General features: G+C 56.7%; 19 protein-coding genes and 2 tRNA genes. 10 read left to right on the top strand and 11 right to left on the bottom strand.

The window, feature by feature from the left end:
* The first annotated feature begins 83 nt into the window (after positions 1–83).
* A complete protein-coding gene (locus tag FKN99_RS08185) occupies positions 84–1,544 on the top strand; it encodes a M48 family metalloprotease (protein WP_172117401.1) in 1,461 nt (486 codons plus the stop codon).
* A gap of 92 nt (positions 1,545–1,636) precedes the next feature.
* Here the strand turns inward: FKN99_RS08185 and nadA are convergent, their stop codons facing one another.
* The 8 genes from nadA to purL form a co-directional block, all read right to left on the bottom strand.
* Positions 1,637–2,668: a quinolinate synthase NadA gene (gene nadA, locus FKN99_RS08180; protein ID WP_172117400.1), complete on the bottom strand. Its 1,032-nt coding sequence runs from the start codon at positions 2,666–2,668 to the stop codon at positions 1,637–1,639.
* Positions 2,669–2,975: 307 nt separating this feature from the next.
* Positions 2,976–3,051 (bottom strand) — tRNA-Lys (locus FKN99_RS08175).
* Positions 3,052–3,105: 54 nt separating this feature from the next.
* Positions 3,106–3,181, bottom strand: a tRNA-Lys gene (locus tag FKN99_RS08170).
* Positions 3,182–3,455: 274 nt separating this feature from the next.
* The gene (gene rluB, locus FKN99_RS08165) at positions 3,456–4,322 is read right to left on the bottom strand and encodes a 23S rRNA pseudouridine(2605) synthase RluB (RefSeq protein ID WP_172117399.1); all 867 of its coding nucleotides are present in this window, start codon (positions 4,320–4,322) and stop codon (positions 3,456–3,458) included.
* On the bottom strand, positions 4,309–5,121 hold the full coding sequence (scpB, locus tag FKN99_RS08160) for an SMC-Scp complex subunit ScpB (protein ID WP_172117398.1): 813 nt from the start codon (positions 5,119–5,121) through the stop codon (positions 4,309–4,311). The genes rluB and scpB overlap by 14 nt, the downstream gene beginning before the upstream one ends.
* Complete coding sequence (locus tag FKN99_RS08155; protein ID WP_172117567.1) at positions 5,118–6,035, bottom strand: segregation and condensation protein A; 918 nt, start codon at positions 6,033–6,035, stop codon at positions 5,118–5,120. Before FKN99_RS08155 ends, scpB begins: the two co-directional genes overlap by 4 nt.
* 122 nt (positions 6,036–6,157) lie before the next feature.
* Positions 6,158–7,918, bottom strand: a complete 1,761-nt coding sequence (locus FKN99_RS08150) for a DEAD/DEAH box helicase (protein WP_172117397.1) — start codon at positions 7,916–7,918, stop codon at positions 6,158–6,160.
* Between the two features lie 128 nt (positions 7,919–8,046).
* Entirely contained in the window at positions 8,047–11,982 is a 3,936-nt protein-coding gene (gene purL / locus FKN99_RS08145; RefSeq protein ID WP_172117396.1) for a phosphoribosylformylglycinamidine synthase, read from the bottom strand.
* A gap of 182 nt (positions 11,983–12,164) precedes the next feature.
* Here purL and mltF point away from each other — a divergent pair, with 182 nt between their 5' ends.
* Positions 12,165–13,631, top strand: a complete 1,467-nt coding sequence (mltF, locus tag FKN99_RS08140; RefSeq protein WP_172117395.1) for a membrane-bound lytic murein transglycosylase MltF — start codon at positions 12,165–12,167, stop codon at positions 13,629–13,631.
* Positions 13,632–13,893: 262 nt separating this feature from the next.
* Positions 13,894–15,039 carry a type 2 isopentenyl-diphosphate Delta-isomerase gene (fni, locus tag FKN99_RS08135; RefSeq protein ID WP_253927002.1) on the top strand — a complete coding sequence of 382 codons (1,146 nt, stop codon included), beginning with the start codon at positions 13,894–13,896 and terminating at the stop codon, positions 15,037–15,039.
* Positions 15,040–15,178: 139 nt separating this feature from the next.
* Here fni and tadA read toward each other — a convergent pair whose 3' ends face one another.
* Complete coding sequence (tadA, locus tag FKN99_RS08130; protein WP_217883834.1) at positions 15,179–15,631, bottom strand: tRNA adenosine(34) deaminase TadA; 453 nt, start codon at positions 15,629–15,631, stop codon at positions 15,179–15,181.
* 107 nt (positions 15,632–15,738) lie between these two features.
* Here tadA and FKN99_RS08125 point away from each other — a divergent pair, with 107 nt between their 5' ends.
* Positions 15,739–16,566 carry an acyl-CoA thioesterase gene (locus FKN99_RS08125; protein WP_172117394.1) on the top strand — a complete coding sequence of 276 codons (828 nt, stop codon included), beginning with the start codon at positions 15,739–15,741 and terminating at the stop codon, positions 16,564–16,566.
* A gap of 109 nt (positions 16,567–16,675) precedes the next feature.
* Here the strand turns inward: FKN99_RS08125 and FKN99_RS08120 are convergent, their stop codons facing one another.
* Together FKN99_RS08120 and rpmE are read right to left on the bottom strand one after the other, a co-directional pair.
* Positions 16,676–17,947, bottom strand: coding sequence for a malic enzyme-like NAD(P)-binding protein (locus FKN99_RS08120; RefSeq protein WP_172117393.1), 1,272 nt, complete (start codon positions 17,945–17,947; stop codon positions 16,676–16,678).
* Positions 17,948–18,303: 356 nt separating this feature from the next.
* Complete coding sequence (rpmE, locus tag FKN99_RS08115; RefSeq protein WP_087105934.1) at positions 18,304–18,519, bottom strand: 50S ribosomal protein L31; 216 nt, start codon at positions 18,517–18,519, stop codon at positions 18,304–18,306.
* Positions 18,520–18,667: 148 nt separating this feature from the next.
* On the opposite strand from rpmE, the gene FKN99_RS08110 reads away from it, so the two are divergent.
* The 6 genes from FKN99_RS08110 (at position 18,668) to FKN99_RS08085 (ending at position 26,017) form a co-directional block, all read left to right on the top strand.
* Positions 18,668–20,887, top strand: coding sequence for a primosomal protein N' (locus FKN99_RS08110; protein WP_172117392.1), 2,220 nt, complete (start codon positions 18,668–18,670; stop codon positions 20,885–20,887).
* Positions 20,888–21,055: 168 nt separating this feature from the next.
* On the top strand, positions 21,056–22,741 hold the full coding sequence (gene argS, locus FKN99_RS08105; protein WP_172117391.1) for an arginine--tRNA ligase: 1,686 nt from the start codon (positions 21,056–21,058) through the stop codon (positions 22,739–22,741).
* 3 nt (positions 22,742–22,744) lie between these two features.
* Entirely contained in the window at positions 22,745–23,500 is a 756-nt protein-coding gene (locus tag FKN99_RS08100; protein WP_172117390.1) for an SPOR domain-containing protein, read from the top strand.
* 174 nt (positions 23,501–23,674) lie between these two features.
* Positions 23,675–24,208, top strand: coding sequence for an ATP-dependent protease subunit HslV (gene hslV, locus FKN99_RS08095; protein ID WP_172117389.1), 534 nt, complete (start codon positions 23,675–23,677; stop codon positions 24,206–24,208).
* Positions 24,209–24,218: 10 nt separating this feature from the next.
* Positions 24,219–25,541, top strand: coding sequence for an ATP-dependent protease ATPase subunit HslU (gene hslU, locus FKN99_RS08090; RefSeq protein ID WP_172117388.1), 1,323 nt, complete (start codon positions 24,219–24,221; stop codon positions 25,539–25,541).
* Positions 25,542–25,633: 92 nt separating this feature from the next.
* Entirely contained in the window at positions 25,634–26,017 is a 384-nt protein-coding gene (locus FKN99_RS08085) for a gamma-butyrobetaine hydroxylase-like domain-containing protein (RefSeq protein WP_172117387.1), read from the top strand.
* Positions 26,018–26,145: the final 128 nt, after the last annotated feature.

Raw genomic sequence — 26,145 nt, 5'->3', positions numbered from 1 at the left:
TCACTTGATTTAACGGCACTTTACAGCATCAATCAATGTCACAGCGGTAACCGCTGCGCTTTACCCTTATCAATGAGGATGCCATGCCGCACATACGGACTGCTTATCCCCGCGGGCTCTACGCGCTAATTGTTGCTTGCAGCATTAGCGTCTCAAGCCCGCCAAGCTACGCACTTAATGACTATCATCTGCCCACGCTTGGCGGTCCCTCGTCATCAGCCAGCAGTGAAGAGTTCCGTTTGGGCCGAGCATGGCTACGTCAGTTCCGGGCCCAGGCGCCTCAATGGCAAGACCCTATCGTAAGCGATTACCTGGAAAGCCTTGTGGCGCGCCTGCTGCCATACAGCCAATTGGGGGACCTGCAAACGACGATGGTGATGGTCGATAACCGATCACTGAATGCCTTTGCCGTTCCCGGTGGCGTGGTGGGAATCAATTCCGGGCTTTTTGCCTTTGCTGAAGATGAAGGTGCTTTTGTCTCGGTGATTGCTCATGAGCTTGGCCACTTATCACAGCGTCACTACGCCCGAGGTAGCGCGCGAGCAGAACAGACACAACTTCCTGCCATGGCGGCCATGCTAGCGGGCATGCTGGTAGCGGCCAGCGGAGGTGGCGAAGCGGGCCTTGCCGCCGCCATGGGCTCACAGGCTGCCCTGATCCAGGACCAGCTCAGCTACTCAAGACGTTTTGAGCAAGAGGCTGACCGTATCGGCTTACAGGCGATGGCCGATGCTGGCTACGACCCTCATGCCATGGTCCGCATGTTTTCTGCCATGCAACGCTTGGCGCGACTACAAGGCGGCAACCCGCCTGAGTTTCTATTGACCCACCCAGTTTCAGATAGCCGCTTAAGCGATGCACAAGGGCGTGCCTCGCAGCTCAGTGTGGCCAGCACCTATACCAGCAATACGCTTTACGACATGATGCGCGCTCGCGCCCTATTGAGCATTTATCAAAACTCCCCGCAACAAGCCGCTTCCCGCCTTGCCCAGGATGACGCAGAAGAGCCGGCACGACGCTATCTAGAGGCATTAATAACTGCGCGTAATGGTCAAACGGATCAAGCCTTACAAATGCTCGATCAACTGGCCACTGAGCTACCGGATTACGGCATGCTGCCTGCGTCTGCGGCAAGCGTCGCGCTGGATGCCCAACGCTATGATGAAGCCATTACCCGAAGCCAGCGCCTTTTGAGGCTGATGCCATCTTATCTGCCCGCCCAACTGATTTTGGCAGAGGCACAGCTGCAGCGAGACCCAGAAGCCGCTTATCAGCTCCTGCGTAACATAACAGCGCAAAACCCTGAATACCCTCCTGGCTTTAACCTGCTGGCCGAAGCCGCTGGGCGAAGCGGGCACAACGGTTGGGGGCATTTGGCGCGCGCCGAGCATTTACAGCTGACAGGACGAGTTGACCGAGGCATTCAGCAACTCTCACTGGCGCGCAACGCGGCCGAGCAAGAGAACGACCAGCAAGCCCTTGCACGTATCGAACAGCGCCGAGAAGCCTTTATTGAATACCGTAAAGCGCTGGATGACTTTTAACGACGTAACGCTTTGAAATGAATGGCGCGCATCAAGCTCCTAACCTGCGAAGGGCCAGGAGCCTGATGGACTGATCACAGCGTGAAGCTGTTCTATTTAGCGTTGAAATTCAGCATACGCTCAAGCGGCTTTAGCGCTTTCTGGCGTAGCGACTCATCAACATGAATTTCCCCACTGCCGTAGCGCAGCGCATCCGCCAGATTATCAAGTGCATTCATGGCCATCCACGGGCAGTGTGCGCAGCTTCGGCAAGTAGCGCCATTACCGGCTGTCGGCGCTTCAAACAGTGTCTTGCCCGGCACCGCTTGCTGCATCTTAAAGAAAATGCCGCGATCTGTTGCCACGATAAGCTGGTTATTGGGCAATGTTTGAGCGGCCTTGATTAACTGGGACGTCGACCCCGCCACATCCGCCATGTTGACCACCGCGTCCGGCGATTCAGGATGCACCAGCACCGCCGCATCAGGATAAAGGCGTTTTAAGTCCTCAATACCTTTCGCCTTGAACTCTTCATGCACAATACAGGCGCCGTCCCACATCAGCATATCAGCGCCGGTTTTTTTCTGAATATATCCCCCCAGATGCTTATCCGGTGCCCAAAGGATTTTTTCACCTTTTGCCTGCAGGTGCTCAATCACGTCAACGGCAATGGATGACGTCACCACCCAGTCAGCACGCGCTTTGACAGCTGCTGATGTATTGGCATACACCACCACGGTTCGGTCGGGGTTCGCATCGCAAAAGGCGCTGAACGCATCTACCGGGCAGCCAATATCCAGCGAACAGGTTGCCTCCAGCGTGGGCATCAATACGCGTTTTTCAGGCGAAAGGATTTTGGCCGTTTCTCCCATAAAACGCACACCTGCCACAATCAGCGTGGTAGCGTCATGCCGAGCGCCAAAGCGCGCCATTTCAAGGGAGTCTGCCACGCAGCCACCGGTTTCTTCCGCTAACTGTTGGATAGCGTCATCGGTGTAGTAGTGCGCGACCAAGACGGCATTGTGCGTGTGCAGCAGTTGCTTTATCTCTTCAACACGCGCCTGGTCTTCTGCGGGAATACGAGTAGGGCAATACGGGCTAGGGAGCGGAGCATCAAGCTCAGCTTGAGAAGTCATAATAGTCATCGTGTCTACCACTGTGACGAACAGGGAATCCCCCTGTTAAACACTAGTCGCGACCTGTGTCATCCACACATGCCGCTCGCGATTGCAACAGGCCGCTGCGTCTCTCGCGGTGGCCTACTGCGCTACTAACTATTTCTCTAAGCTGTTTTCTCTTAACAGCTTTCTCTAATGAACGTTGCTTAATCACATTGCATGAAGCAATTGTGGTGGCAAATTGTTGTCTTCTGCAAGTGGTATATTGTGCGGCTGTACGCATCAGGCACACAGCAAAACGCCCCTGGCAGCAAGCTACCAAGGGCGTTGAATTTGGTGGGTCGTGTAGGATTCGAACCTACGACCAATTGATTAAAAGTCAACTGCTCTACCAACTGAGCTAACGACCCAAATTTTTGCTTACTGTGCTGACATAGCGATATGTCTAATGATGCGCTGTTCGATGGTGGGTCGTGTAGGATTCGAACCTACGACCAATTGATTAAAAGTCAACTGCTCTACCAACTGAGCTAACGACCCCTTCGAACGGATGCATATAGTACAGACCATGATCAGCCATGGCAAGAAGTTTTTAACTTTCTCCCGCACTGCACCCACAGAGTTAGCCAGGCTAGCCGTTTGATCCCGCAGTCTAATTAAAGCGGGTTTTATGGCCCATGCGAGCCTCTTCCGCCACGATCATGCCCGGTACAGCAACAATCGTTTTAAGGTGCCCAGATAGTTAAAAGCCAGCCATCAAGCGATTGATGGCTGGCCAGTGCGAACCGCCCCCCTGATTCGGGCAGGTGTAAAATCAGCGGCGTTTAGGCTTGCGCATTGTTTGTACCGGACGACGCTTATTTTTGTCGCGACTCCAACGGTTCTTCTCGTCCGGCGTCAGCTCAGGCACCTTACGTGTTTCAAGGTTAGCGATCGTGGCGAGATCATCGACTTCGTCTTGCGAAAGCTCGATCCACTCTCCCGCTTTAGCACGCTTATCAATAAATATGTTGCCGTAACGTACACGCTTCAGACGGCTAACCGTAAGCTCTTGAGACTCCCACAGGCGGCGCACCTCGCGGTTACGTCCCTCAAGAATGACGACGTGGAACCAGGTGTTGATACCTTCACCACCAAACTCTTGCACATCGGTAAAGCGCGCAGGGCCATCTTCCAGCATAACGCCATCCACCATCGCTACGATGTGTTCGCGCTTTACTTCACCCATTACGCGCACGGCGTATTCACGCTCAACCTGGGTTGAGGGGTGCATTAACCGGTTGGCAAGCTCGCCATCGGTCGTGAAAAGCAGCAGACCGCTGGTATTGATATCCAGTCGGCCAATGGCAATCCAGCGCTCGCCTTTTAGCCGTGGCAAACGCTCAAATACGGTACGACGGCCTTCCGGGTCTTTACGCGTGCACAGCTCGCCTTCTGGCTTGTTGTACATGATGACGCGACGCGGCGCTTCGTTCTCGGGTCGCAGTGTAACGGGGCGGTCATCGAAACTTACTTTATCGCGCATTTCAACGCGGTCACCCAGCTTGGCGACCTGGCTGTTGACCTTTACTCGGCCATCAGAAATAGCGGTTTCCATTTCGCGCCGCGAACCCAGTCCCGCTCGTGCAAGCACTTTCTGGAGTTTTTCACTAACGGGAGGGGTGTGGTTACTCTGAGTCATGATCGTCTGACCTCATATCATTGGTCTGCGTGCGTGCGCTGTCATCATGTGGGCGCTGCGCACGTGCCGCAAGTCGAGCTTCTAAATCAGCAAAACTTAGCGGCTGGGTTAACGCCGTCTCGGCGTGGTCGTCGGCTCTCTCAGCCGTCTTGGGTGGCGCATCCTGCACGCTTTCTGGCGCTTCGTCCAGTGTTTCTTTGGGCCTTGATTCCTCACTCTCCTCTTCAAGGAGAGCCTCTTGTGAAACCGGTAACTCAGCCTCTTCTCTTTCCTCCCAATTAACCAATTCATGCATGGGGGGAAGTGCATCCAGTGTTTTCAGGCCAAAATCGTCCAGAAAGCTTCGTGTAGTGGCATAGACGGCGGGCCGTCCGGGCACATCGCGGTGACCAACCACACGAACCCATCCACGCTCCATTAAGGTGCGCATGATCGAACTGCTCACGCTGACCCCGCGTACTTCTTCGATATCACCACGGGTAACGGGCTGCCGATAGGCAATCAACGACAGCGTTTCAAGCAGCGCACGCGAATAGCGCTGGGGGCGTTCGTCCCAGAGGCGTGATACCCAATGCGCAAGGCGTGGCTGAATACGCAGTTGAAACCCTGATGCGGTTTCTACCAACTCTAACGCACCCTCTTTATGGCGCAGAGCAAGGCGCGCTAACGCGTCACGCAACTCTCGTCTCGGCGGGCACTCATCGTCGATAAACAGGGTTTCGAGCCGCTCGACATCTAACGGTTCGCCTGCGGCGAGCAGCGCGGCTTCTATAATGTTGTCTAAGGTCGTGTCCTTCACGGTGCCTCCTCATCAGGCTCAAAGGCAGGCTCTTCAAAGGCGCCGTCTGTTTCCTCTAAAGCAAGCGCTTCAAAAACGGCTTCTTCTTCATCGACTATCGCGCCGCTGCGCGCTCGAACATGGATAGGAGAAAGCGGTGCGTTCTGGACAATTTCGATCATTGCCTCCTTCGCTAGCTCCAAAATAGCCATAAAGGTGACGACCACGCCTGCCCGCCCCTCTTCCAGGATAAACAGGGCTTCAAAAGGCGTGTAGCGTTGGTGCGCGCTGTCTTCGCTGAGCTGCTCCATGATCTTGAGCATACGCTCGCGGGTAGACAGTACCTCACGGCTAATCTGATGGGACTGGGTTAATTCGGCACGTTTAAGGATATCGGAAAGCGCACTCAGCAGTTCATCAAGCTCTACATCCGGGTGAATCACCCGCGACTCAAGCGGGGGTAAACCCGCCTGCACGCTAAACCAATCCCGCCCTACACGAGGCAACGTATCCAGCGTTTCAGCAGCGGCTTTTAAACGCTCGTACTCTTGCAGGCGACGAATCAGCTCTGCCCGAGGGTCCTCTTCATCTTCGCCCTCCGCTTTGGGCGGCCGAGGCAGTAGCGAGCGCGATTTAATTTCCGCCAACATCGCGGCCATCAGCAAGTACTCACCGGCAAGCTCGATTTCCATCGCCTGCATCAGCTCTACGTACTCAATGTACTGATGGGTAATCGCGGCCACGTTGATCGTCAAGATATCTAAATTTTGCCGACGAATAAGGTAAAGTAAGAGATCCAGCGGTCCTTCAAAGGTTTCCAGAAAAACGCGCAGCGCCTCGGGAGGAATATACAAATCCTCCGGCAGTTGAGTAATCGGCTCATCGAACAGCCGCCCAAGCGCTTCGACGACGGGCTCTTGTGCCAACGTCGCCATGCGTTCAGGATCAGCGGTGGCGTTTTGTGTGTCGCTCACTCAGTCGGTATCTCTTGGTCAGTGGGCATTAGAAGGCAGTGTAACAAAGTCAGCACCTGACGTTGCGCCTGGCGCACGGTGCGTTAGCCTGCTTCGGCAGCTTTACGATAGCGTCCTTCGTAGTCGAAGAGCTTGTCGCGAATCTGGAAATGTCGGCCCACCTTGCGCCCAACCACAAAATCCGGATGGCGCAAGCGGCGCTGCTCGCTAATAACGTCCTCTGGCTTGAGGGGTTGCCAGGGCGTGCTCGGAGCGCGCAAATGCCGACGCAAAAAGGCGGCATAAAAGGCGCGGCGCTGGGCGGGGGTTTCCAGGGCAAACCACTCAGAGAGTGTTGTGCCATCCTCATCGTAATAGGTCACTTTCAGACGCGGCAGGCCACGGCCATTAAGGGTTGCATCCAATTGCATGCCACTTACCCGTAATACACGGGCATCTTTTAATTTGAGTGCATCTTTAAGCTTGTCATCCGCATCCACCAGCAGCTGTTCGCAACCGTGACAGCGACGCGCCGCAATATCATTTTCAGCGCCACAGCTATCGCACACCTTGAAGCGAAAGCGAAAATCACACTGGTGGCGCTTGCCTTTATCATCGTCAAGCAGCCCTTGGCAGCGACGCCCAAAATGCTCAATGACCAGTTCGCCGTCGCGCTTGCCCCAAAACAGATTAGCGTGGCCGCAGGCCGGGCATTCAACCTGCACCGGCTCATTGTCGCCCGGCGGTTTTGGCTCGCCCACTTCTGGTGCGTAAAGGTCCCAGGGGTTGCCCGCGTAATCCAAAATAAGGCAATCCTGCTTACCCGGTGAGAGCCGAAGCCCTCGGCCCGCAATCTGCTGGTAAAGGCTGACTGACTCCGTAGGCCGAAGCATCGCAATCAAATCCACATGGGGCGCATCAAAGCCGGTCGTCAGTACCGAGACATTCACCAGGTATTTAAGCTCACGCGCCTTAAACGCATTAATCAGCTCAGTACGCTCTGCCGACGGGGTCGCTCCGGTAATCAGCGCTGCCTGGTCGGCAGGCAAATACCCCATGATCTCTTCAGCGTGGGCGACAGTTGCCGCAAATATCATCACTCCATGCCGCTCAGTGGCGCGCTCAACAATCTGGCTGATAATCATGGGGGTGGCGCGGTTGCCTGCCACGACGCGATTTAGCTCGACTTCACGGTAATGGCCGTTTTCTGCAGGCGCCAGCATGGAAAAATCATACCCTTCAATCGCCATATCCAGGCGTTTGGGTTCGGCAAGATAGCCTTGTTTTACCATCAAGCGCAGCGGCTGTTCGAACACACAGTCACGAAAAAAGCTTGCGTCACTGCCGCGCACCATGCCGTAGTAATGACGATGGTAGATAAACCCTTGGCCTAGCCGGTAAGGCGTCGCGGTCAGCCCTAACACTTTCAAATGCGCGTTTTGTGCCCGCAGGTGATCAATCACCTGGCGGTAGCTTGCGTCTTTATCAAGCGACACCCGGTGGCACTCATCAATGACCAGCAGAGTGAAGCCTTCGTCATTGAACGCCTCCAGATTACGCACTACCGACTGCACCGAGCCAAACACGACCTGGCGCGACGCCTCCTTGCGCTTTAAACCCGCGCTGAAGATATCGGCTTTAAGCCCATAGGCCTGATACTTGGCGTGATTCTGCTCCACCAGCTCGCGTACATGCGCCAATACCAATACGCGACCTCTCGCCAAGCGGGCCAGTTCGGCAATCACCAACGACTTCCCGCTTCCCGTAGGTAATACCACCACCGCGGGTTCGCTGGACGCACGAAAATGCGTAACAACACGTTTCACCGCGTCCGTTTGGTAAGGGCGTAAAGCAGGTGGCGGCATATAACTCCAACAGCCAGAAAATTACTTTGCTGGCTCAAGCGGACAAGAGAAACCAGGAACAGCGTTAGCCATAACGGCGGCCCAAGGGCCGCCGTTATGTGTTACGTATGGCTTAACGGTGTGCGGTATTAACCGACCCAAACACGCGCGTTGCGGAACATGCGCAGCCAGGCACCATCTTCTGTCCACTCTGCCGGACGCCAGGAGTTGGTGACCGCGCGGGTAACGCGCTCCGGATGAGGCATCATGATCGTGACGCGGCCATCAGAGGTGGTTAACCCGGTAATACCTGACGGCGAACCGTTAGGGTTAGCCGGATAGCGCGTGGTCACCTGCCCATAGTTATCAATGTAGCGAAGCGCAATCTGATTGCTGGATTGCATGCTACGCAGGTGCGCGGCATCGCGGAACTCAGCACGCCCTTCCCCATGGGCCACCGCAATAGGCAGCAGGGAGCCTTCCATGCCGGCCAGTAGAACCGAGGGCGTTTTTTCAACGCGCAGCATGGCTACCCGCGCCTCAAACTGCTCGGACTCGTTACGCACAAAGCCTGGCCAGTTTTCAGCCCCCGGGATCAACGACTTCAACTGCGAAAGCATCTGGCATCCGTTACACACGCCCAGCGAGAAGCTGTCTTCGCGGGTAAAGAAGGCGACAAACTGATCGCGTGCGCGCTCGTTAAACAGCACGGATTTCGCCCAGCCACCACCCGCGCCTAACACATCGCCGTAAGAGAAACCGCCACAGGCAACGAGCCCTTTGAACTCATCAAGCGCAACACGGCCTTCCAGAATGTCACTCATGTGAACATCAATCGCTTCAAAGCCGGCTTTATCAAATGCCCAGCCCATCTCGACCTGGCCATTAACGCCCTGCTCACGCAGTACCGCAACAGCGGGCTTGGCCATATTGATAAACGGCGCGCTGACATCCTCATTAATATCAAACGTGGGCGTCGCCGAGAGGCCAGGGTCACGCGTATCGAGCAGGTTGTCGAACTCGTTTTTAGCGCACTCGGGATTATCACGCAGTGCCTGCAGGCGATAGCTGGTTTCAGACCAGGTACGCTGTGTCAGTTGGCGCGTGGTTTCCAGCAGCGGCTCTTCAAACAGGGTTACGCGCACCTGGTCGTCGTAACGCGGCCGGGCGATGACGCCACAGGTTTCAATACCCGCGACTGCAAACTGCGCCAACACCTCTTCGGTGTGCTCGCGGTTGACCTGAATCACCGCGCCAAGCTCTTCCGAGAACAGCGCATTAAGCGCTTCAACGGGCTCGTCAATCATCCAGTCGAGTTTGATCTCAAGGCCGGTGTGCGCCGCAAAGGCCATTTCCAACAGCGTGACCAACAAGCCGCCATCGCTACGGTCATGGTACGCCAGCAGCTTACCGTCACGATTAAGCCCCTGAATCACCTCAAAGAAGGCTTTGATATCTTCTGGGTCGTCGACATCCGGGCAGGTATCGCCTACCTGACCATATACCTGCGCCAGCGCAGAGCCGCCCAAGCGATTTTGACCGCTCCCCAGGTCGATCAGAATAAGATCCGACTCGTCTTGATCCAGGTTGATCTGTGGCGTCAGGGTTGCCATCGCATCAGTAACAGGCGCGAAGCCGGTAATCACTACCGACAGCGGTGATGTAACGCTTTTCTCTTCGCTATCCCCTTGGTCACTCACATCCTGCCAGGAGGTACGCATCGACATGGAGTCTTTGCCGACCGGCACCGCAATACCTAACGCCGGGCAAAGCTCCATCCCCACCGCATGAACCGCATCATAAAGCGCCTGGTTTTCGCCAGGGTGATCAGCGGCGCTCATCCAGTTAGCAGAAAGCTTGATATCGCTTAGCTTGGCAATGGGCGCTGCCGCGAGATTCGTAATCGCCTCGGCAACCGCCAGGCGTGCGCTGGCGGCGGGGTCAATCAAGGCAACCGGCGGACGCTCCCCCATCGCCATCGCTTCACCGGCATGGGTGTCATAGCTGGCCGTTGTGACCGCTACATCCGCAACCGGCACCTGCCAAGGGCCGACCATTTGGTCACGCGCCACCTGGCCTGTAATAGAGCGGTCGCCAATGGTAATCAAGAAGCTTTTGGAGGCCACGGCGGGCAGGCGTAGGACGCGATCAAGCGCCTCACGCAGGTCGAGATTATCCAGCATTACACCGGAAAGCTCTGGCGCATGGCGCTCAAAGCTGCGCTGCATTTTCGGCGCTTTACCGAACAGCACGCTCATGGGCAGGTCAATCGGCTTGCTGTTGAAGTGGCCATCGCGCACTTCAAGATGGTGGTCAGCCTGCGCTTCCCCCACCACCGCATAGGGGCAACGCTCGCGCTTACACAGCGCATCAAACGTTGCCAGGTCTTCAGCCGCAACGGCCAGCACGTAGCGTTCCTGCGCTTCGTTACACCAGATTTCAAGCGGGCTCATACCCGGCTCAGCATTAGGCACCGCCCGTAAATCGAACAGCCCACCCCGGTTGCCATCTTTAACAAGCTCCGGCAGCGCGTTGGAAAGACCACCCGCCCCCACATCGTGGATAAAGCAGATCGGGTTTTTGTCTCCCATTGCCCAGCAGCGGTCAATCACTTCCTGAGCGCGTCGCTCGATTTCCGGGTTTTCACGCTGTACCGAAGCAAAGTCCAGGTCAGCGCTTGAGGTGCCAGAAGACATGCTTGAGGCCGCGCCGCCGCCCAAGCCGATCAACATCGCAGGGCCACCCATCACAATCAGCTTACCGCCGACAGGAATATCGCCCTTTTGAATATGCTGTGCGCGAATATTACCGTAACCACCCGCCAGCATGATCGGCTTGTGGAAACCGCGACGCTCAATACCGCCCTCGTTGAGGGTGTCCTGCTCATAGGTACGGAAGTAACCGGTAAGGTTCGGGCGGCCAAACTCGTTATTAAACGCCGCGCCACCAATCGGGCCTTCCAGCATGATGGCAAGGGCGGACTGCATGCGCTCGGGCTTGCCATAATCAAACGCTTCCCAAGGCTGTACAAACTCGGGGATACGCAGGTTGGAAACGGTAAAACCGGAAAGGCCCGCTTTCGGCTTGCCGCCGATACCGGTGGCGCCTTCATCGCGAATCTCACCACCCGAGCCTGTCGCCGCACCAGGGAACGGCGCAATCGCTGTCGGATGGTTATGGGTTTCCACCTTCATCAGAATATGAATCGGCTCCTGATGCGTTCCGTACAGCGCACGCTCTCCCTCAGCACCGGTCAGCGGCGTGGGATAAAAACGCCCCGCCTGGCTGCCTTTGATAACCGCAGCGTTATCGCTATAGGCCGACAAGACATTTTCAGGGGAGGTTGCAAAGGTGTTCTTGATCATCTTGAACAGCGAATGGGTCTGCGGCTCGCCGTCAATGACCCAATCCGCGTTGAAGATTTTATGCCGGCAGTGCTCAGAGTTCGCCTGGGCGAACATCATTAGCTCAATGTCGGTGGGGTTGCGCTGAAGCTCGTTAAAGGCATCGACCAGGTAGTCGACTTCGTCATCGGCAAGCGCCAGGCCCAATTCACGGTTAGCGGTTACCAGCGCCTCGCGCCCGCTGTTTAAAATGTCCACGCTACCCAGCGGTGCCGGGTCGTGGTGAGCAAATAGCGCCGCCGCTTCAGCCGCATCATTAAGCACGGTTTCGGTCATTCGGTCGTGCAACAGCGCCATCAGCGCAGCCAGGCTCTCTTCGCTGGGCGCACGGCTAAACCCTACCCGATAATCAACACCACGCTCTATCCGGCGAATGCCCGACAGCCCACAGTTATGCGCAATATCCGTCGCTTTGGATGACCAGGGCGACTGGGTGCCTAACCGCGGTACGACCAGAAAACGTTGAGCGTCGGCAGGTATCTCGGCATGGGTGGGGGTGCCGTAATCCAACAGTTGCGCCAAACGCTCGTGAGAGGCATCACTGAGTTCTTCACGGTGGTCAATCAAATGAACATAGTGGGCAGACAGCGCCTCCACCTCGGGAACACGTTCACGCAGCACCGTTAGCAACCGTGTATGACGGAAGGTAGAAAGGGCGGGCGCGCCTCGCAATTCGAGCATATCCTGAAGCCTCTAGAGCAGGGAGAATTCGTGCAGGGAAATAGCAGGCCGCCAAGCGGCCCCTTAAATGACACTCATTGGGCCCTATGATACTGGAAAGCGGCGGCCACACGAAATCAACAAGGTGACAGCATGACGATGGCTGGGTATTGTGGCTGCTTGTTTCATCCCGACAAGACCTTATGCCGACATTGATCCATGCCCATTTTTTAGCGCACATTCGCCTCTATTTAACCTTTATTATCATTATCTTATTGATACTTGCGCCCACCTTGCCCAAGGTACCACCTGGCGAGCATTTAACGCATATCCAGGCAAAAGATTTTATCACGGCTCAGACGCGCAACACGCCCACGACTTACTACGAGGGCCGCCAGGGACCCACTGGGTTTGAGTACGAGCTGATGCATCAGTTTGCCGAGTATTTGGGAGTAAGCCTCAACCTCAACGCCAAACATCACCCTGAAAGCGTATTGTCGGCCGTGCGTGAACAAGGCGATTTTGGCGCTGCCGCCCTGCCGCTACTCCCTGACGCATCCGATGTGCACTACACCCGCCCCATCATTCAAATGCAACCACTGCTGGTGTACCGGCGCGGTTTACACGGCATAAAGGCACCCAGCGACCTGGTAGGCCTTGAGATTGGCACGCTAAGCCAGGCAGGTACCAGCGAAGCGCTGCGCGAGTTGCAGCGCGACTACGCTGACTTAAGCTGGAAAGAGTCTCACGCATTGGATGTCGATGAACTGCTTGTCCAGGTCGAGAGCGGCGTACTCGACGCAGCGGTTATTTTTGATCATCAGTTCCGGCTTAACCGACTCTTTTTCCCCAATGTAGAGCGCGGCTTTTTAATGGGCGACCCGCTTTCCATGGTATGGGCGCTTCCTCGCGGCCGCGGTTTAGGGCTGCTTGAAGCCGCCAATGACTTCCTGCAAACCCTTCAAGAAAATGGCACGCTCGACCACCTGGTTAACCGCTACTTTGGCCATGACGACTATTTGGAGTACGTGGGTACGCGCACCTTTTTGACGCATCTGGATGCGCGCCTACCCCAGTTTACCGACCTGTTTAAGCAGGCAGCACGTGACACAGGATTTGACTGGAAACTGCTGGCGGCAGTGGGTTATCAGGAATCCCACTGGGACGCGGAAGCGGTGTCCCCCACCGGCGTGCGAGGCGTTATGATGCTCACCCACCCTACCGCCAGCGAAATGGGTGTGGATAACCGCCGAGACGCGGCGCAAAGCATTGATGGGGGCGCCCGCTACCTGCGCAGCCTGAAAGACCGCCTGCCTGAAAGCATTACCGGAGATGATCGTCTTTATATGGCCATGGCGGCCTACAATGTTGGCCTTGGCCACCTTTACGATGCACGTAAAATTACCCAAGAGCTCGGTGGGGACCCCAACCGCTGGCAAGATGTTCGCGAGGCGCTTCCCCTGTTACAGCAACAGGAGTGGCATAGCCAAACGCGCCACGGCTATGCGCGTGGCGGTGAGCCGGTCATTTATGTGCGCAATATCCGGCGCTACTACGAGATGCTGGAGTACGTTGAGCACAGCCGTCAGCAATTTTTCCAGTTAGGTCAAACCGCAACCAGCGATTCTCTCCTACTGCCATTTGAGTTAATTCCGCCGTTGAATCAATAGCCTCGCTACAGAGCCCTCCCGCTCGATTCCACGTTGCCCTTCGTGGTTAAAGAAAATTTCTGGCGTTTGGATTACGCTTTTCAAATAGCAGGTAAAAACGTACTGGCGATTACAAGCGTTTATCCTGCGTCTGCGACCAGGGCATTGCACCTCAGCACTTTATGCCAACCTGGTTGGATAAGCAGTTGGCCATGTTTGGTTAGACCTTAGACCAATAGAAACGGGTTAGATAGATAAGAGTTGGTTACATCGAAAACCATTAATGACTTCGCCGGAAGGCATGCACAGCCATCAGCTAACCGACCACGTACTGTTTCCTACTTGGCAGGCGGCTTCCGCCAGGTTCAGGTTGAAGGGAGTGACGATGAAAGACACCGAACTGACGCAGCGTAAGAACGACCATCTGGATATCGTGCTACACCCAAACCAGGCCGCTAGTACCCTTCGTCCAGGCTTTGAACACTGGCGCTTTGAGCATTGTGCGCTGCCGGAATTAAACCTGGATGATATTGATCTGGGGACCTACCTATTCGGACAACCTCTAAAAGCGCCCATCCTCATCAGCTCAATGACCGGCGGGGCGAGTCGGGCCAAGGATATCAACCGGCACTTGGCAGAGGCCGCTCAAACGCTGGGCCTTGCCATGGGCGTGGGTTCACAACGCGTAGCCATTGAAGGCGAAGCCAACTGGGGCCTCACGAGCGAACTGCGCCAAATTGCCCCGGACATCCCACTGCTGGCCAACCTGGGAGCCGCCCAAATTAAAGGCGAACGCGGGCTTGATTATGCCCGCCGCGCGGTCGATATGATCGAAGCTAACGCACTAATTATTCATATCAACCCGCTACAGGAAGCGCTGCAAACCGGTGGAGATCGCGACTGGCGTGGCATACTCACCGCCATTGAGCGCACCGTTGCCGCACTGGACGTGCCGGTGGTGGTCAAGGAAGTGGGGGCTGGGCTGTCTGTTTCTGTGGGTCGTCAACTTGCCGAAGCGGGCGTGGCGATGCTGGACGTTGCGGGCGCGGGTGGCACCAGTTGGGCGGCCGTTGAGGGTGAGCGCGCCAGCACGCCACAAGCGCGTGCCATCGCCATGGCCTTCGCCGACTGGGGAATCCCCACCTCACAAGCACTGCACGATTTGCGCCAGGCACTGCCCGGTATGCCGCTGATCGCTTCAGGCGGGGTGGCCAGCGGTATTGATGCGGCTAAAGCACTCTGTTTAGGCGCTCATCTGGTAGGTCAGGCAGCGGCGGTGCTGGGCAGTGCCACCACCTCAAGCGATGCCGTTATCGAGCACTTTCAAACGCTCATTGAGCAGCTGCGCGTTGCCTGTTTTTGTACCGGCAGCGCGGACCTGGTGGCGTTAAAGCACGCGACGCTTACGCAGGTTGAGGCGGGGGCATGAGCCACTACGCGGTCATATCACCACCGTTATATAGCCACGTTAACGCACTCCAAGCCTTTGCTCTGCAAGTCATTGTGCGTGGCCACCAGGTGACGTTTATCCCGCGGTTTCTTGACACGCCAGAGAGCTATAAAACACGCTAGCGCCTTGCCGCAAAAAACGCTTTTAACAACTTGCTGGCCGATGGCGCCAGCACGCCCGCCGTCACCTCCACATGGTGATTAAACCACGGCTGGGCCAGCAGGTTAGCCTTGGATTCCACCATACCGGTACGAGGCTCAGCAGCGCCATAAACCAAACGCTTTAGGCGTGCATGCACAATGGCGCCCGCGCACATCATGCACGGCTCCAGCGTGACATACAGCGTACACCCTTCCAGCCGGTAATTGGCACTCTGCTGCCCGGCTTCACGCAGGGCACGAATTTCCGCATGGCCGCTAGGGTCACAGCTCAGCACCGGCGCATTGTGGGCAGCGGCAAGAATCTCTCCTTCGCTATTCACCACGACGGCCCCTACCGGCACTTCACCCGCCTCAGCCGCCAAATGTGCCTGTTCAAGGGCACGGTGCATGTAAAATTCATCGCTGCGTATCAAGGCAAACTCCGCTAAGGTAGCAAAATGATGGTAGCAACGGCGGCCTCGCCGTATGTGATGTCCGCCACTATGGGCAACAATAGATAGCACCAAGGATACCTGGAATGACCGACGCGCTGAATACGTTAGTAAACCTGCTTGAGCTTGAAGTCCTCGAAGAGACGCTCTTTCGAGGGCAAAGCCAGGACCTGGGCTTTCCTCAGCTTTATGGTGGACAGGTGCTTGGTCAAGCGCTCGCGGCGGCCTCACGTACAGTACCCGCTGAGCGTCACCCACACTCTCAACACGGTTACTTTCTTCGCCCTGGCGACCCGCACCGCCCAGTGGTCTATCAGGTGGATAACGTACGCGATGGCGGGAGCTTTACCACGCGCCGCGTTACGGCGATTCAAAAAGGCCGACCGATCTTCTTCTGTAGCGCGTCGTTTCACAGCCCTGAAGAAGGTTTTCATCACCAGCGCGCCATGCCTCAAGTCGAGTCGCCGGAAGCCTTGATTGAGAGCGGCGCCGCCAAGCACTCACGCTTTCCGGGCCACCCTATCGAGTTTTTGCATATTAAAGGCAATCCGGATGGCGGCGACCCGGCCGGGCAGTGTTTATGGTTCCGCTTTGCAGGCACGCTGCCCGATGCCCCCGCCCTGCACCGGCACTTGCTCTCCTACGCCTCTGATTTCAATCTGCTGACCACCAGCTTACTGCCCCATGGCATTCAGTTCACTGACCCGAAGCTGCGTATCGCAAGCCTTGACCACGCGCTATGGCTTCATGAGGACGCACGGCTGGATGAGTGGCTTTTATACGTCATAGATTCCCCCTGGGCAGGCAACTCGCGAGGCTTGGCACGCGGTCATATCTATCGCCGTGATGGCCGCTTGATTGCCTCTACCGCACAGGAAGGGCTGACACGCATGCATGACGCGCCGATTCGCTAAGCTTCGTACAAAAGCCTTTAGACGTCGCTCCTCAAAAGCACAACGCCCGCAGCAAGTGCGGGCGTTGAAAGAAGCGATTAAACCGGCGTATTAAACAACACCCGAAACATCACTGGCCATAAGCCTCATCGATCGTTTTGAGCGGGTAGTGAGCCGGGTACGGTTTGCGCGCTACGCCTGAATCTACTGCCGCCTGAGCCACCGCGGAAGAAACGCGCTCCAGCAAGCGAATATCGACTGGCGTGGGGATAATGTACTCACGACCAAAGCTCATTTCCGTACGCTCATAGGCATTCAACACTTCCTCGGGAACCGGCTCGCGGGCCAGATCCTTAAGCGCATGCACAGCGGCAAGCTTCATGGCTTCGTTAATCCGTGTAGCGCGCACATCCAACGCCCCACGGAAAATAAACGGGAAGCCCAACACGTTGTTTACCTGGTTTGGGAAGTCTGAACGGCCGGTCGCCATAATCACATCCGGGCGCGCTTCACGGGCAACGTCAGGATGAATTTCCGGGTCCGGGTTGGTGCAGGCGAAAATCACCGGGTCAGCGGCCATCTTTTTAACCTGCTCAGCCGACAGCAAGCCCGGGCCAGAAAGTCCAATAAACACATCGGCGCCGTCGATAGCGTCATCCAGCGTGCGCATGTCAGTATCCAGCGCAAACTCTGCCTTGTACTCATTGATACCCTCACGGCCGGTATGGATAACGCCACGGCGATCCAGCATCACCAGGTTCTCTTTTTTGGCGCCACACGAAACCAGTAGGCGCATGCAGGCAATAGCTGCCGCACCGGCCCCCATGCAAACGATCTTCACGCTATCTATCGTTTTACCAGCAATTTCCAACGCGTTCAGCATACCCGCAGCCGTTACAATAGCCGTGCCGTGCTGGTCATCGTGGAAGACGGGGATATTGCAGCGCTCAACCAGCGCTTTTTCAATCTCAAAGCACTCGGGCGCTTTGATATCTTCAAGGTTAATGCCGCCCCAGGTATCGGCAATGCGGGCAACGGTGTCGATAAACGCCTGCGGGCTTTCTGCGTCTACTTCAACATCTACCGAGTTGATCCCGGCAAAGCACTTGAACAATACGCCCTTGCCTTCCATCACCGGCTTGCTGGCCAGCGGGCCAAGATTCCCCAAGCCTAAAATGGCACTGCCATCGGTAATAACGGCGACCAAATTACCCTTGCCCGTATAACGGTAAGCATTTTCAGGATCGCGGGCAATTTCGCGAACCGGCTCAGCAACGCCTGGGCTATATGCCAGTGCCAAGTCCCGGGCTGTAGCGGTGGGCTTGGTTAACTCCACCGATAGCTTGCCAGGAATCGGTTTCGCATGATAGTCCAGCGCTGCCTGCTTATTTGCATCCGTCATAATGAGGGTCCAATTAGCCTAAAATAGATATAAGTGCTTTCAGAATATAGAAAAACCCAAGGCGTCTCAAGCGCGTCGCCAACTCAAAAAGAAAACGCTTTTTTTAGCGATTTTTCCTTCACGTTAATTACTTTTCCCAACCATTTGCTGAATCTTATGCAGAAGCATTTCAGCTATAACGCATTACTTATTGCTGTATCGCAGCATTTATGAAAACCCCTTCCATCTCGCCATTTGTTCGTCCAAACAGGCATTTATAGAAATTCGCCCATAAAAAAACCCACGCCGTAGCGTGGGTTTTTCTTACAAGTACCTGGTATTTTACCCGCACTTGCAGTGTGGCTGATCCGTCAGGATTAGCCGCGCTTAACAGCAGCGCCGAAACGCTTGTTGAAGCGCTCTACACGGCCACCGGTGGTCGCTTGCTTCTGCTTGCCCGTGTAGAACGGGTGGCAGTTGGAGCATACGTCTAGGGAGAAATCCTGGCCAGAAGTAGAGCCTACCTGGAAGCTAGCACCGCAAGAGCAGTTAGCGGTGACCGTATTGTAATTCGGGTGAATACCTTGTCTCATCGTGATGATCTCTCAAGCGGTATGCCGCCACCTGATCCGTTGCCAGGCACCGCATACGGGTTTGGAAAAACTACTAACCGGTTAACCGTCTGATCGTTTAGATTCAGAGCGGCCGCATATTTTAGCAAAACTTATCGCCGGAGGCCAATTGCCTGACACTGTTTCTTTGCAGGTGCTAAAAGTCGCCTTGCCGTCCCCACTCCGACGCCTGTTTGATTACCTGCCCGCCAGCCGCACTCCCCCTTGCGGCTGGCAGCCTGGGCTTCGTGTACGCGTACCCTTTGGGCGGCGCGAAGTGGTGGGCGTGGTAGTTGAACTGGCTGCCACCAGTGAACTACCACGCAGCCAGTTACGTGCTGTCAGCGAAGCGCTGGATGATGCACCACTTCCCAATGACTGGCTGTGGCTATGCCGGTTTGCCGCACGCTACTACCAACACAGCCTGGGCGATACGCTCCATCATGCGCTGCCTGCACGGCTGCGCCAGGGCCACCCAATGGCTGGGCGCACGCAAACGCTGTGGTTTGCCGTAACGCATACCCAGCCGGATTTAAGCCGAGCGCCCAAACAAGCCGAGCTGTATGCGCTTTTATGTCAGCATCCGCACGGCCTGCCTTCGCGGGCTGTCAGCGCCCACGGCTTTAGCCGCGACCAGCTGCTAGCACTGGGCAAGAAGGGGCTGGTCACCCACCAGGAAATCACCCTGACCGCCCCCGAGACGCCGAGTGGCAGTTTGCTTGCCACACCGGCACTGCCGCTCAATCGTGAGCAGGCCACCGCCCTTGCGGTGCTACACGAAAAGCTTGAAAGCTACCACCCTTGCCTGCTGGAAGGCGTTACCGGCAGCGGCAAGACAGAAGTGTATCTTCAGCTTATTGAAGCGATTGCCGCCAAAGGCAAGCAGTCGCTGGTGCTGGTGCCGGAAATCGGCCTGACGCCGCAAACCCTGGCGAGCTTTAGAAGCCGCTTTCGGGTGCCCGTGGTGGCACTCCACTCCGGCTTAACCGACCCCGAACGGCTGGACGTTTGGGAAGCCGCGGCAAACGGGCGGGCGCTGATTATCATCGGAACACGCTCGGCGATCTTTACCCCGCTTGCCAACCCAGGCGCGATCATTGTCGATGAAGAGCACGACGGCTCTTACAAGCAGCACGACGGGCTGCGTTACCACGCCCGCGACTTGGCCGTTGCACGCGCTCATTACCACGGCATTCCACTACTGCTGGGCAGCGCCACGCCTTCGCTTGAGAGCCTACAGCAGGCGCTTTCCGGTAGTTATCGCCACCTGCGCCTTACTCAGCGGCCCAGCCGCCATCAGCCTGCCAAGCTGGAGCTTCTTGATTTACGCCACCAGCGCCGCCAGGGGGGCCTGCTACCGGGTGCTATCAAAGCGATCAAAAGCACCTTGAGTGCGGGCAAGCAGGTGCTGATTTTCATCAACCGGCGCGGCTTTGCGCCGTCGCTTGCCTGCCACGCCTGCGGCTGGATGGCGGAATGCGGCCAGTGCGATTCACGCATGACGCTGCACCGCCAGCCGCCGCTACTTGCCTGCCACCACTGCGATAGCCGTCGTGCCCTGCCGGATGCCTGCCCCGAGTGCGGCAGCGGTGACTTACGCGCGCTGGGAAGCGGCACCGAGCGTACCGAAGAGACGCTCCAGGGCCTTTTCCCCAAGGTCACCGTGCACCGTATTGATCGCGACAGCACCCGCAAGAAAGACAGCTTTGAGCAGATCCTAAAGGAGATTCAGCGGGGTGAGCCTTGCCTGCTGGTGGGGACGCAGATGCTTGCCAAGGGGCACCATCTGCCTCACGTCACGCTGGTGGTTGTGGTGAATGCTGACGGCGGCCTTTACGCCGCCGACTTCCGTGCCCTGGAGCATAGCGCGCAGCTGCTGGAACAGGTGGCCGGGCGCGCAGGACGTGCAGCCGACCAAGGGCGGGTACTGGTGCAAACACTGCATCCGGATGACCCTCACTTAGGGCTGCTGGCCGAACAGGGCTACGGAGCATTGGCGAGAAACTTGCTGGAAGAGCGCCGCCAGGCACACCTGCCGCCGTTCACGTTTATGGCACTACTACGGATCGAAAGCCCCCAGGAACCGGCGGCCCTTGCCTTAGCGCAACAGGCGGGCCAAACGCTGCGCGAGTGGCTGAAAACCTCAGGCCTTACCACTTACTGCCTGGGCCCCGTGCCTGCGCCTATGGAGCGACGCCAAAATCGCTACCACATGCACTTGATGCTGACCGCCAATAAGCGCAGTCAATTGCACGTGGCGGCCAGTTGGCTGGTGCAATGGCTTGAGGCCAACCGCGAGGCGCGTAAGGTGCGCTGGTCGATTGATATCGACCCTCAAACGCTTGCCTAGCCTGCGGCGCCGCCGTTGAAAATAGCCAGGATTACCAAGGACACTTATGCAAGGATCGCATCAACACCTTTGAAACTGCGCGCCAAATGCTGATAATGGCCGCTTTGCTGATGCACTTCGTAAGTGCGCACTTGCACACGCCGCCACCGACGTTACCCGGATACCTAAATGAAAGACACGATTGTTTCCCTGCTCAACGGCGCCATTGATGCGCTTAAGCACCAAGGCGTGCTGCCTGATGACCTTCAGCCCAACATCAAAGTTGACCCCACCAAAGACAAAGCGCACGGCGATTACGCCACGAACCTGGCACTCATGCTGGCCAAGCCTGCTGGTAAAAACCCTCGTGAGCTGGCCGAGGCGCTGATTGCCGCGCTGCCAGAAAGCGATGCACTTCAAAAAACCGAAATTGCTGGACCAGGGTTCATCAACTTTTTTGCCGCCGCAGATGCCGCCGCCCAAATTGTGGCGCAAGTGCTGGATAGCGGCGACGCCTTTGGCCGCAGCATGATGGGCAAGGCGGAAAAAGTGCAGGTCGAATTTGTATCGGCCAACCCAACAGGCCCGTTACACGTAGGCCACGGCCGCGGTGCCGCGATTGGCGACTGCCTGTGCCGCCTGCTGGAAGCAACCGGTTACGATGTCACGCGTGAGTTTTACTACAACGATGCCGGCGCGCAAATTGCCAACCTGGCCCGTTCGGTACAGGCGCGCGCCAAAAATCTGGGCCCTGATGATGAAAGCTGGCCGGAAGACGGCTATCGCGGCGAATACATTACCGATGTCGCTAACGACTACCTGGCGGGCAAAACGGTCACTGCCGATGACCGTGAAGTAACCGCCAAGGCAGACGCTGATGACCTGGAGGCCATTCAAGAGTTTGCCGTTGCCTGGCTGCGCCGCGAACAGGATCTGGACCTCAAGGCTTTCGGCGTTGAATTTGATGTGTACTTCCTGGAGTCATCGCTTTATCAGGACGGCAAGGTCAACGAAGCGGTTGAAAAACTCGTCGCCAACGGCCACACCTATGAAGAAGATGGCGCCATGTGGCTGCGTACCACTGACTTTGGCGATGACAAAGACCGCGTCATGCGCAAGCGTGAAGGCGGCTATACCTACTTCCTGCCCGACGTTGCTTACCACCTGGATAAATGGCAGCGCGGCTTTACCACCGTGATTAACGAGCAGGGGGCCGACCACCACTCGACCGTTACCCGTGTGCGTGCGGGCCTTCAAGCACTGGAAGTGGGCATTCCCAAAGGCTGGCCTGACTACGTACTGCACCAGATGGTGATGGTCACGCGCTCTGGCGTTGAAGTAAAACTCTCCAAGCGGGCAGGCAGCTACGTTACGGTGCGCGACCTGATTGATGAAGTGGGCCGTGATGCCACGCGCTTCTTCCTCGCGGCACGCCGCGCCGACTCCCAGCTAACTTTCGATATTGACCTGGCGCGTTCACAGTCCAACGACAACCCGGTGTACTACATTCAGTACGCCCACGCGCGCGTAAGCAGCATGCTGCGTAAAACAGAGGCAGCGGGCCAGCCTTTTGATCACGCCCTGGCGCTTGCCAACCTCGCGCTACTGGGAAGCGACCAGGAAAAAGCCGTGCTTAACCGCCTGGCGCGCTATCCAGAAGTGGTTCAAAACGCGGCGAAAAACCGCGAACCGCAGCAAGTGGCGCAGTATCTACTGGACCTAGCGGGGGATTTCCATACCTGCTACAACGCGGTCAAAGTTATGGTCGAAGACGATACGCTTCGTAACGTGCGTCTCTCGCTGGGTCTGGCAACCCGTCAGGTACTGCGTAATGGCTTGGACTTGATGGGCGTTAGCGCCCCCGAGGAGATGTAAGCCATGGCCAGCCCGCGCAAAAAGCCTGCTCGCCCTCGCCAGGGCGCTACCTCGCAGCGTAAAGCCCCTCGCTCCTCCAAAGGCAGAGGGTTTCGCCTACCGGGCTGGGTATGGGGTCTTGCCGGTATGGCCGCAGGTTTTTTCCTTGCTCAGCACCAGCACGGCACGGCGCCCTGGCAGGACACGCCAAGTGACCAGCCGCAGGCAACGGTACTCTCCAAACCCGAAAGTGCCGAGCGTGCCGCCGCCAGGGAAAACGAAACCGCAAGCGAACCCTCGATGCCCACGTTCGAGTTCTATACCTTGCTGCCTGAAACCGAGGTCATTGCCCCAGGTGTCACGCTTCCCTCAAGCGTTACCCGCCCAGAAGTTGCCGAGCAGGTTGATGTGCAAGCCGCCGAGAGCGCCTCAACCCAAACGTCATCAACTGACGACCCTATCGCTCAAGTGATTGCGGCCAACACGCGTCCGGAAGAGCAGGCAAGTACCGCGCAGCCGACAGCCCCTGCCAGCACCAGCGCGCCTAATCGCTACGTATTGCAGGCCGCTTCGTTTCGTGAGCTAAGCGATGCCGAGCAACTACGCAGCCGGTTACGCAACTTAAGCCTACTGGCGCAAATCAGCGAAGTGCAAGCGGGCGGCGATACGTGGCACCGTGTCCAAGTAGGCCCTTACGAAGACACTCGCGAGTTGAACCGCGCCCAGGATTTAATGACCACGCAAGGCATTGAACCCTTGTTGATACAGCTGCAAAACTGATTTTAAGAACCGGACCTCCAACGAATAAAGCGGTAGGCGTTACCCAGCGGGCGGTTGATTTTTTATCAGCCGCCCGCATTTTATTGTTCATCGTCTTTTATAGGCGGTCGCTCTATCATCGTTTAAGCGGCCGTTCAGTTATCGGGAGCACGCCTCCCCCAAGGAGTTATCTCCATGACCACTATCGTATCCGTACGTCGCGGTAATCAGGTTGCCCTGGCAGGCGACGGCCAGGTATCACTTGGCAACACCGTGATGAAAGGCAACGCCAGCAAGGTGCGTCGCCTCTACCGTGGCAAGGTGCTCGCCGGTTTTGCAGGCGGCACCGCTGACGCATTTACGCTGTTTGAGCGCTTTGAAGCCCAGCTTGAAAAGTACCAGGGTCACTTGACCAAGGCGGCCGTTGAGCTAGCCAAAGACTGGCGCACCGACCGTGCCCTGCGCCGGTTGGAAGCGCTGCTTGCCGTCGCTGACCACAGCGCCTCGCTGATCATTACCGGCAACGGCGATGTGGTTGAGCCTGAACGCGGCATTATCGCGATTGGCTCAGGCGGCAACTTTGCCCAGGCAAGTGCCCGAGCGCTGCTTGAGAATACCGAGCTTTCCGCGCGTGAAATCACCGAGAAATCGCTCCAAATTGCCGGTGACATCTGTGTATTCACCAACCATCACGTGACGCTCGAAGAGCTGAATACCAACGAACGTTGAGGCTGACTTAATGACTCAGATGACACCCCGCGAAATCGTCCACGCGCTTGATCAATACATCATCGGCCAGCAAGACGCCAAGCGCGCCGTTGCCATTGCGCTGCGCAATCGCTGGCGCCGCATGCAGCTTGACGACGACCTGCGTCCTGAAGTAACCCCGAAAAATATTTTGATGATCGGGCCAACCGGTGTGGGTAAAACCGAGATTGCGCGTCGTTTAGCAAAACTCGCCCGTGCGCCGTTTATCAAAGTAGAAGCCACTAAATTTACCGAGGTAGGCTACGTTGGCCGCGATGTGGAGTCCATCATTCGTGATTTGATGGAGTCGGCCATGAAAATGGTGCGCGAGCATGCCAAAGAGGAAGTCGGCCATCGTGCCGACGATGCCGCTGAAGATCGCGTGCTTGATGCGCTTCTACCACCGCCCCGCGGCCAGGAAGACAAGCCTCGTGAAGACTCCAGCACGCGTCAAAGCTTTCGCAAAAAACTGCGCGAAGGCCAGCTGGATGATAAAGAGATCGATATAGAGGTATCTTCCCAGAGCGCGGGTGTCGACATCATGACGCCGCCCGGCATGGAAGAGATGACCAATCAACTGCAGAGCCTGTTTTCTAACATGGGCCAGCAGAAACGCGAGCAGCGCCGCGTAACGGTCAAAGAAGCGCTGGTACTGCTGCGCGATGAAGAAGCCGGCAAGCTGGTGAATGAAGATGAAATCAAAGCGCGTGCCGTTGAGGCCGTAGAGCAGCACGGCATCGTGTTCCTGGATGAGATCGACAAAGTTGCCAAGGGCAGCGGACAGTCCAGCGGTGGTGAAGTGTCTCGCGAAGGCGTTCAGCGTGACCTGCTGCCGTTGATCGAAGGCTCTACGGTTTCCACCAAGTACGGCATGGTGAAAACTGACCATATCCTGTTCATCGCATCCGGCGCTTTCCACTTGGCGCGTCCGTCTGACTTGATCCCCGAGTTACAGGGCCGTCTGCCGATCCGCGTGGAGCTTGATGCGCTAACGCCGGGCGACTTCAAGCGCATTCTGACCGAGCCATCCGCATCATTGACCAAACAGTACCAGGCGCTGCTGGCAACCGAAGGGCTGGGTATTGAGTTCACCCCTGACGGGATTGAGCGTATCGCCGAGATCTCCTGGCAGGTTAACGAAGGCACCGAGAATATCGGCGCTCGCCGCTTGCACACCGTGATGGAGCGCTTGCTGGAAGAAGCCTCGTTCAAGGGCGGCGATATGGACAGCCCGCTGGTCATTGATGCCAATTATGTGAATGCCCAACTAGGTGAACTGGCTGTCGACGAAGACCTGTCGCGCTATATCCTGTAATGATCGCTTAAATCGCTTGCCCACTGATGCCTGTTTCAATGGGACGCAGAAGGTGGGCAAGCTATCTCGGCAATGAGCCAAGAGGTTTGTGCATGAACGCTCCCGCCCCCAACCGGGTTCACTATCATAAAAAGGCCCGCGAACTTGAGCTTGGCTATGCCAGCGGTGAGAGCTTCCGGTTGCCGATAGAGTTTTTGCGGGTTTACTCGCCCTCTGCGGAGGTACGTGGTCATGGCGGTGATACCGCTGTGCTTCAAGTCGGTAAAAAGGATGTTGGGCTACAAAACATCGTCCAGACAGGCAACTATGCGCTACAGCTTTACTTTGATGACGGGCATAGCAGCGGCATTTATAGCTGGGAATACCTGTTTGAACTCGCCACGCATCAAAAAGCCTATTGGGAGAACTACCTGCAGCGGCTAAAAGAAGCCGGTGCATCGCGCGAGCCGGCAGGTATCCAATTCAAGCAGCTGTGATTCGAGAATCGAGAAGCATGCTTCAAGAACCATAATCCAAGAACCAAACTCAAAAACCATGACCCAGCGCATCCGACCAGGCGCAGACAAATTGGGGCAGACAAGGCTACAATATCGCCAACCTTTTT

The sequence above is a fragment of the Halomonas hibernica genome, assembly GCF_013183775.1.
Taxonomy (GTDB): Bacteria; Pseudomonadota; Gammaproteobacteria; order Pseudomonadales; family Halomonadaceae; genus Vreelandella; species Vreelandella citrativorans.
This window is presented reverse-complemented; position numbering and strand designations above follow the sequence as displayed.

Excerpts from the sequence above, each read along its gene's own strand:
- FKN99_RS08185 (WP_172117401.1), top strand. The coding sequence starts at position 84 with ATGCCGCACATACGGACTGCTTATCCCCGCGGGCTCTACGCGCTAATT.
- nadA (WP_172117400.1), bottom strand. The coding sequence starts at position 2,668 with ATGACTATTATGACTTCTCAAGCTGAGCTTGATGCTCCGCTCCCTAGC.
- rluB (WP_172117399.1), bottom strand. The coding sequence starts at position 4,322 with ATGACTCAGAGTAACCACACCCCTCCCGTTAGTGAAAAACTCCAGAAA.
- FKN99_RS08155 (WP_172117567.1), bottom strand. The coding sequence starts at position 6,035 with ATGGCGACGTTGGCACAAGAGCCCGTCGTCGAAGCGCTTGGGCGGCTG.
- FKN99_RS08150 (WP_172117397.1), bottom strand. The coding sequence starts at position 7,918 with ATGCCGCCACCTGCTTTACGCCCTTACCAAACGGACGCGGTGAAACGT.
- purL (WP_172117396.1), bottom strand. The coding sequence starts at position 11,982 with ATGCTCGAATTGCGAGGCGCGCCCGCCCTTTCTACCTTCCGTCATACA.
- mltF (WP_172117395.1), top strand. The coding sequence starts at position 12,165 with ATGCCGACATTGATCCATGCCCATTTTTTAGCGCACATTCGCCTCTAT.
- fni (WP_253927002.1), top strand. The coding sequence starts at position 13,894 with ATGACTTCGCCGGAAGGCATGCACAGCCATCAGCTAACCGACCACGTA.
- FKN99_RS08125 (WP_172117394.1), top strand. The coding sequence starts at position 15,739 with ATGACCGACGCGCTGAATACGTTAGTAAACCTGCTTGAGCTTGAAGTC.
- FKN99_RS08120 (WP_172117393.1), bottom strand. The coding sequence starts at position 17,947 with ATGACGGATGCAAATAAGCAGGCAGCGCTGGACTATCATGCGAAACCG.
- rpmE (WP_087105934.1), bottom strand. The coding sequence starts at position 18,519 with ATGAGACAAGGTATTCACCCGAATTACAATACGGTCACCGCTAACTGC.
- argS (WP_172117391.1), top strand. The coding sequence starts at position 21,056 with ATGAAAGACACGATTGTTTCCCTGCTCAACGGCGCCATTGATGCGCTT.
- FKN99_RS08100 (WP_172117390.1), top strand. The coding sequence starts at position 22,745 with ATGGCCAGCCCGCGCAAAAAGCCTGCTCGCCCTCGCCAGGGCGCTACC.
- hslV (WP_172117389.1), top strand. The coding sequence starts at position 23,675 with ATGACCACTATCGTATCCGTACGTCGCGGTAATCAGGTTGCCCTGGCA.
- hslU (WP_172117388.1), top strand. The coding sequence starts at position 24,219 with ATGACTCAGATGACACCCCGCGAAATCGTCCACGCGCTTGATCAATAC.
- FKN99_RS08085 (WP_172117387.1), top strand. The coding sequence starts at position 25,634 with ATGAACGCTCCCGCCCCCAACCGGGTTCACTATCATAAAAAGGCCCGC.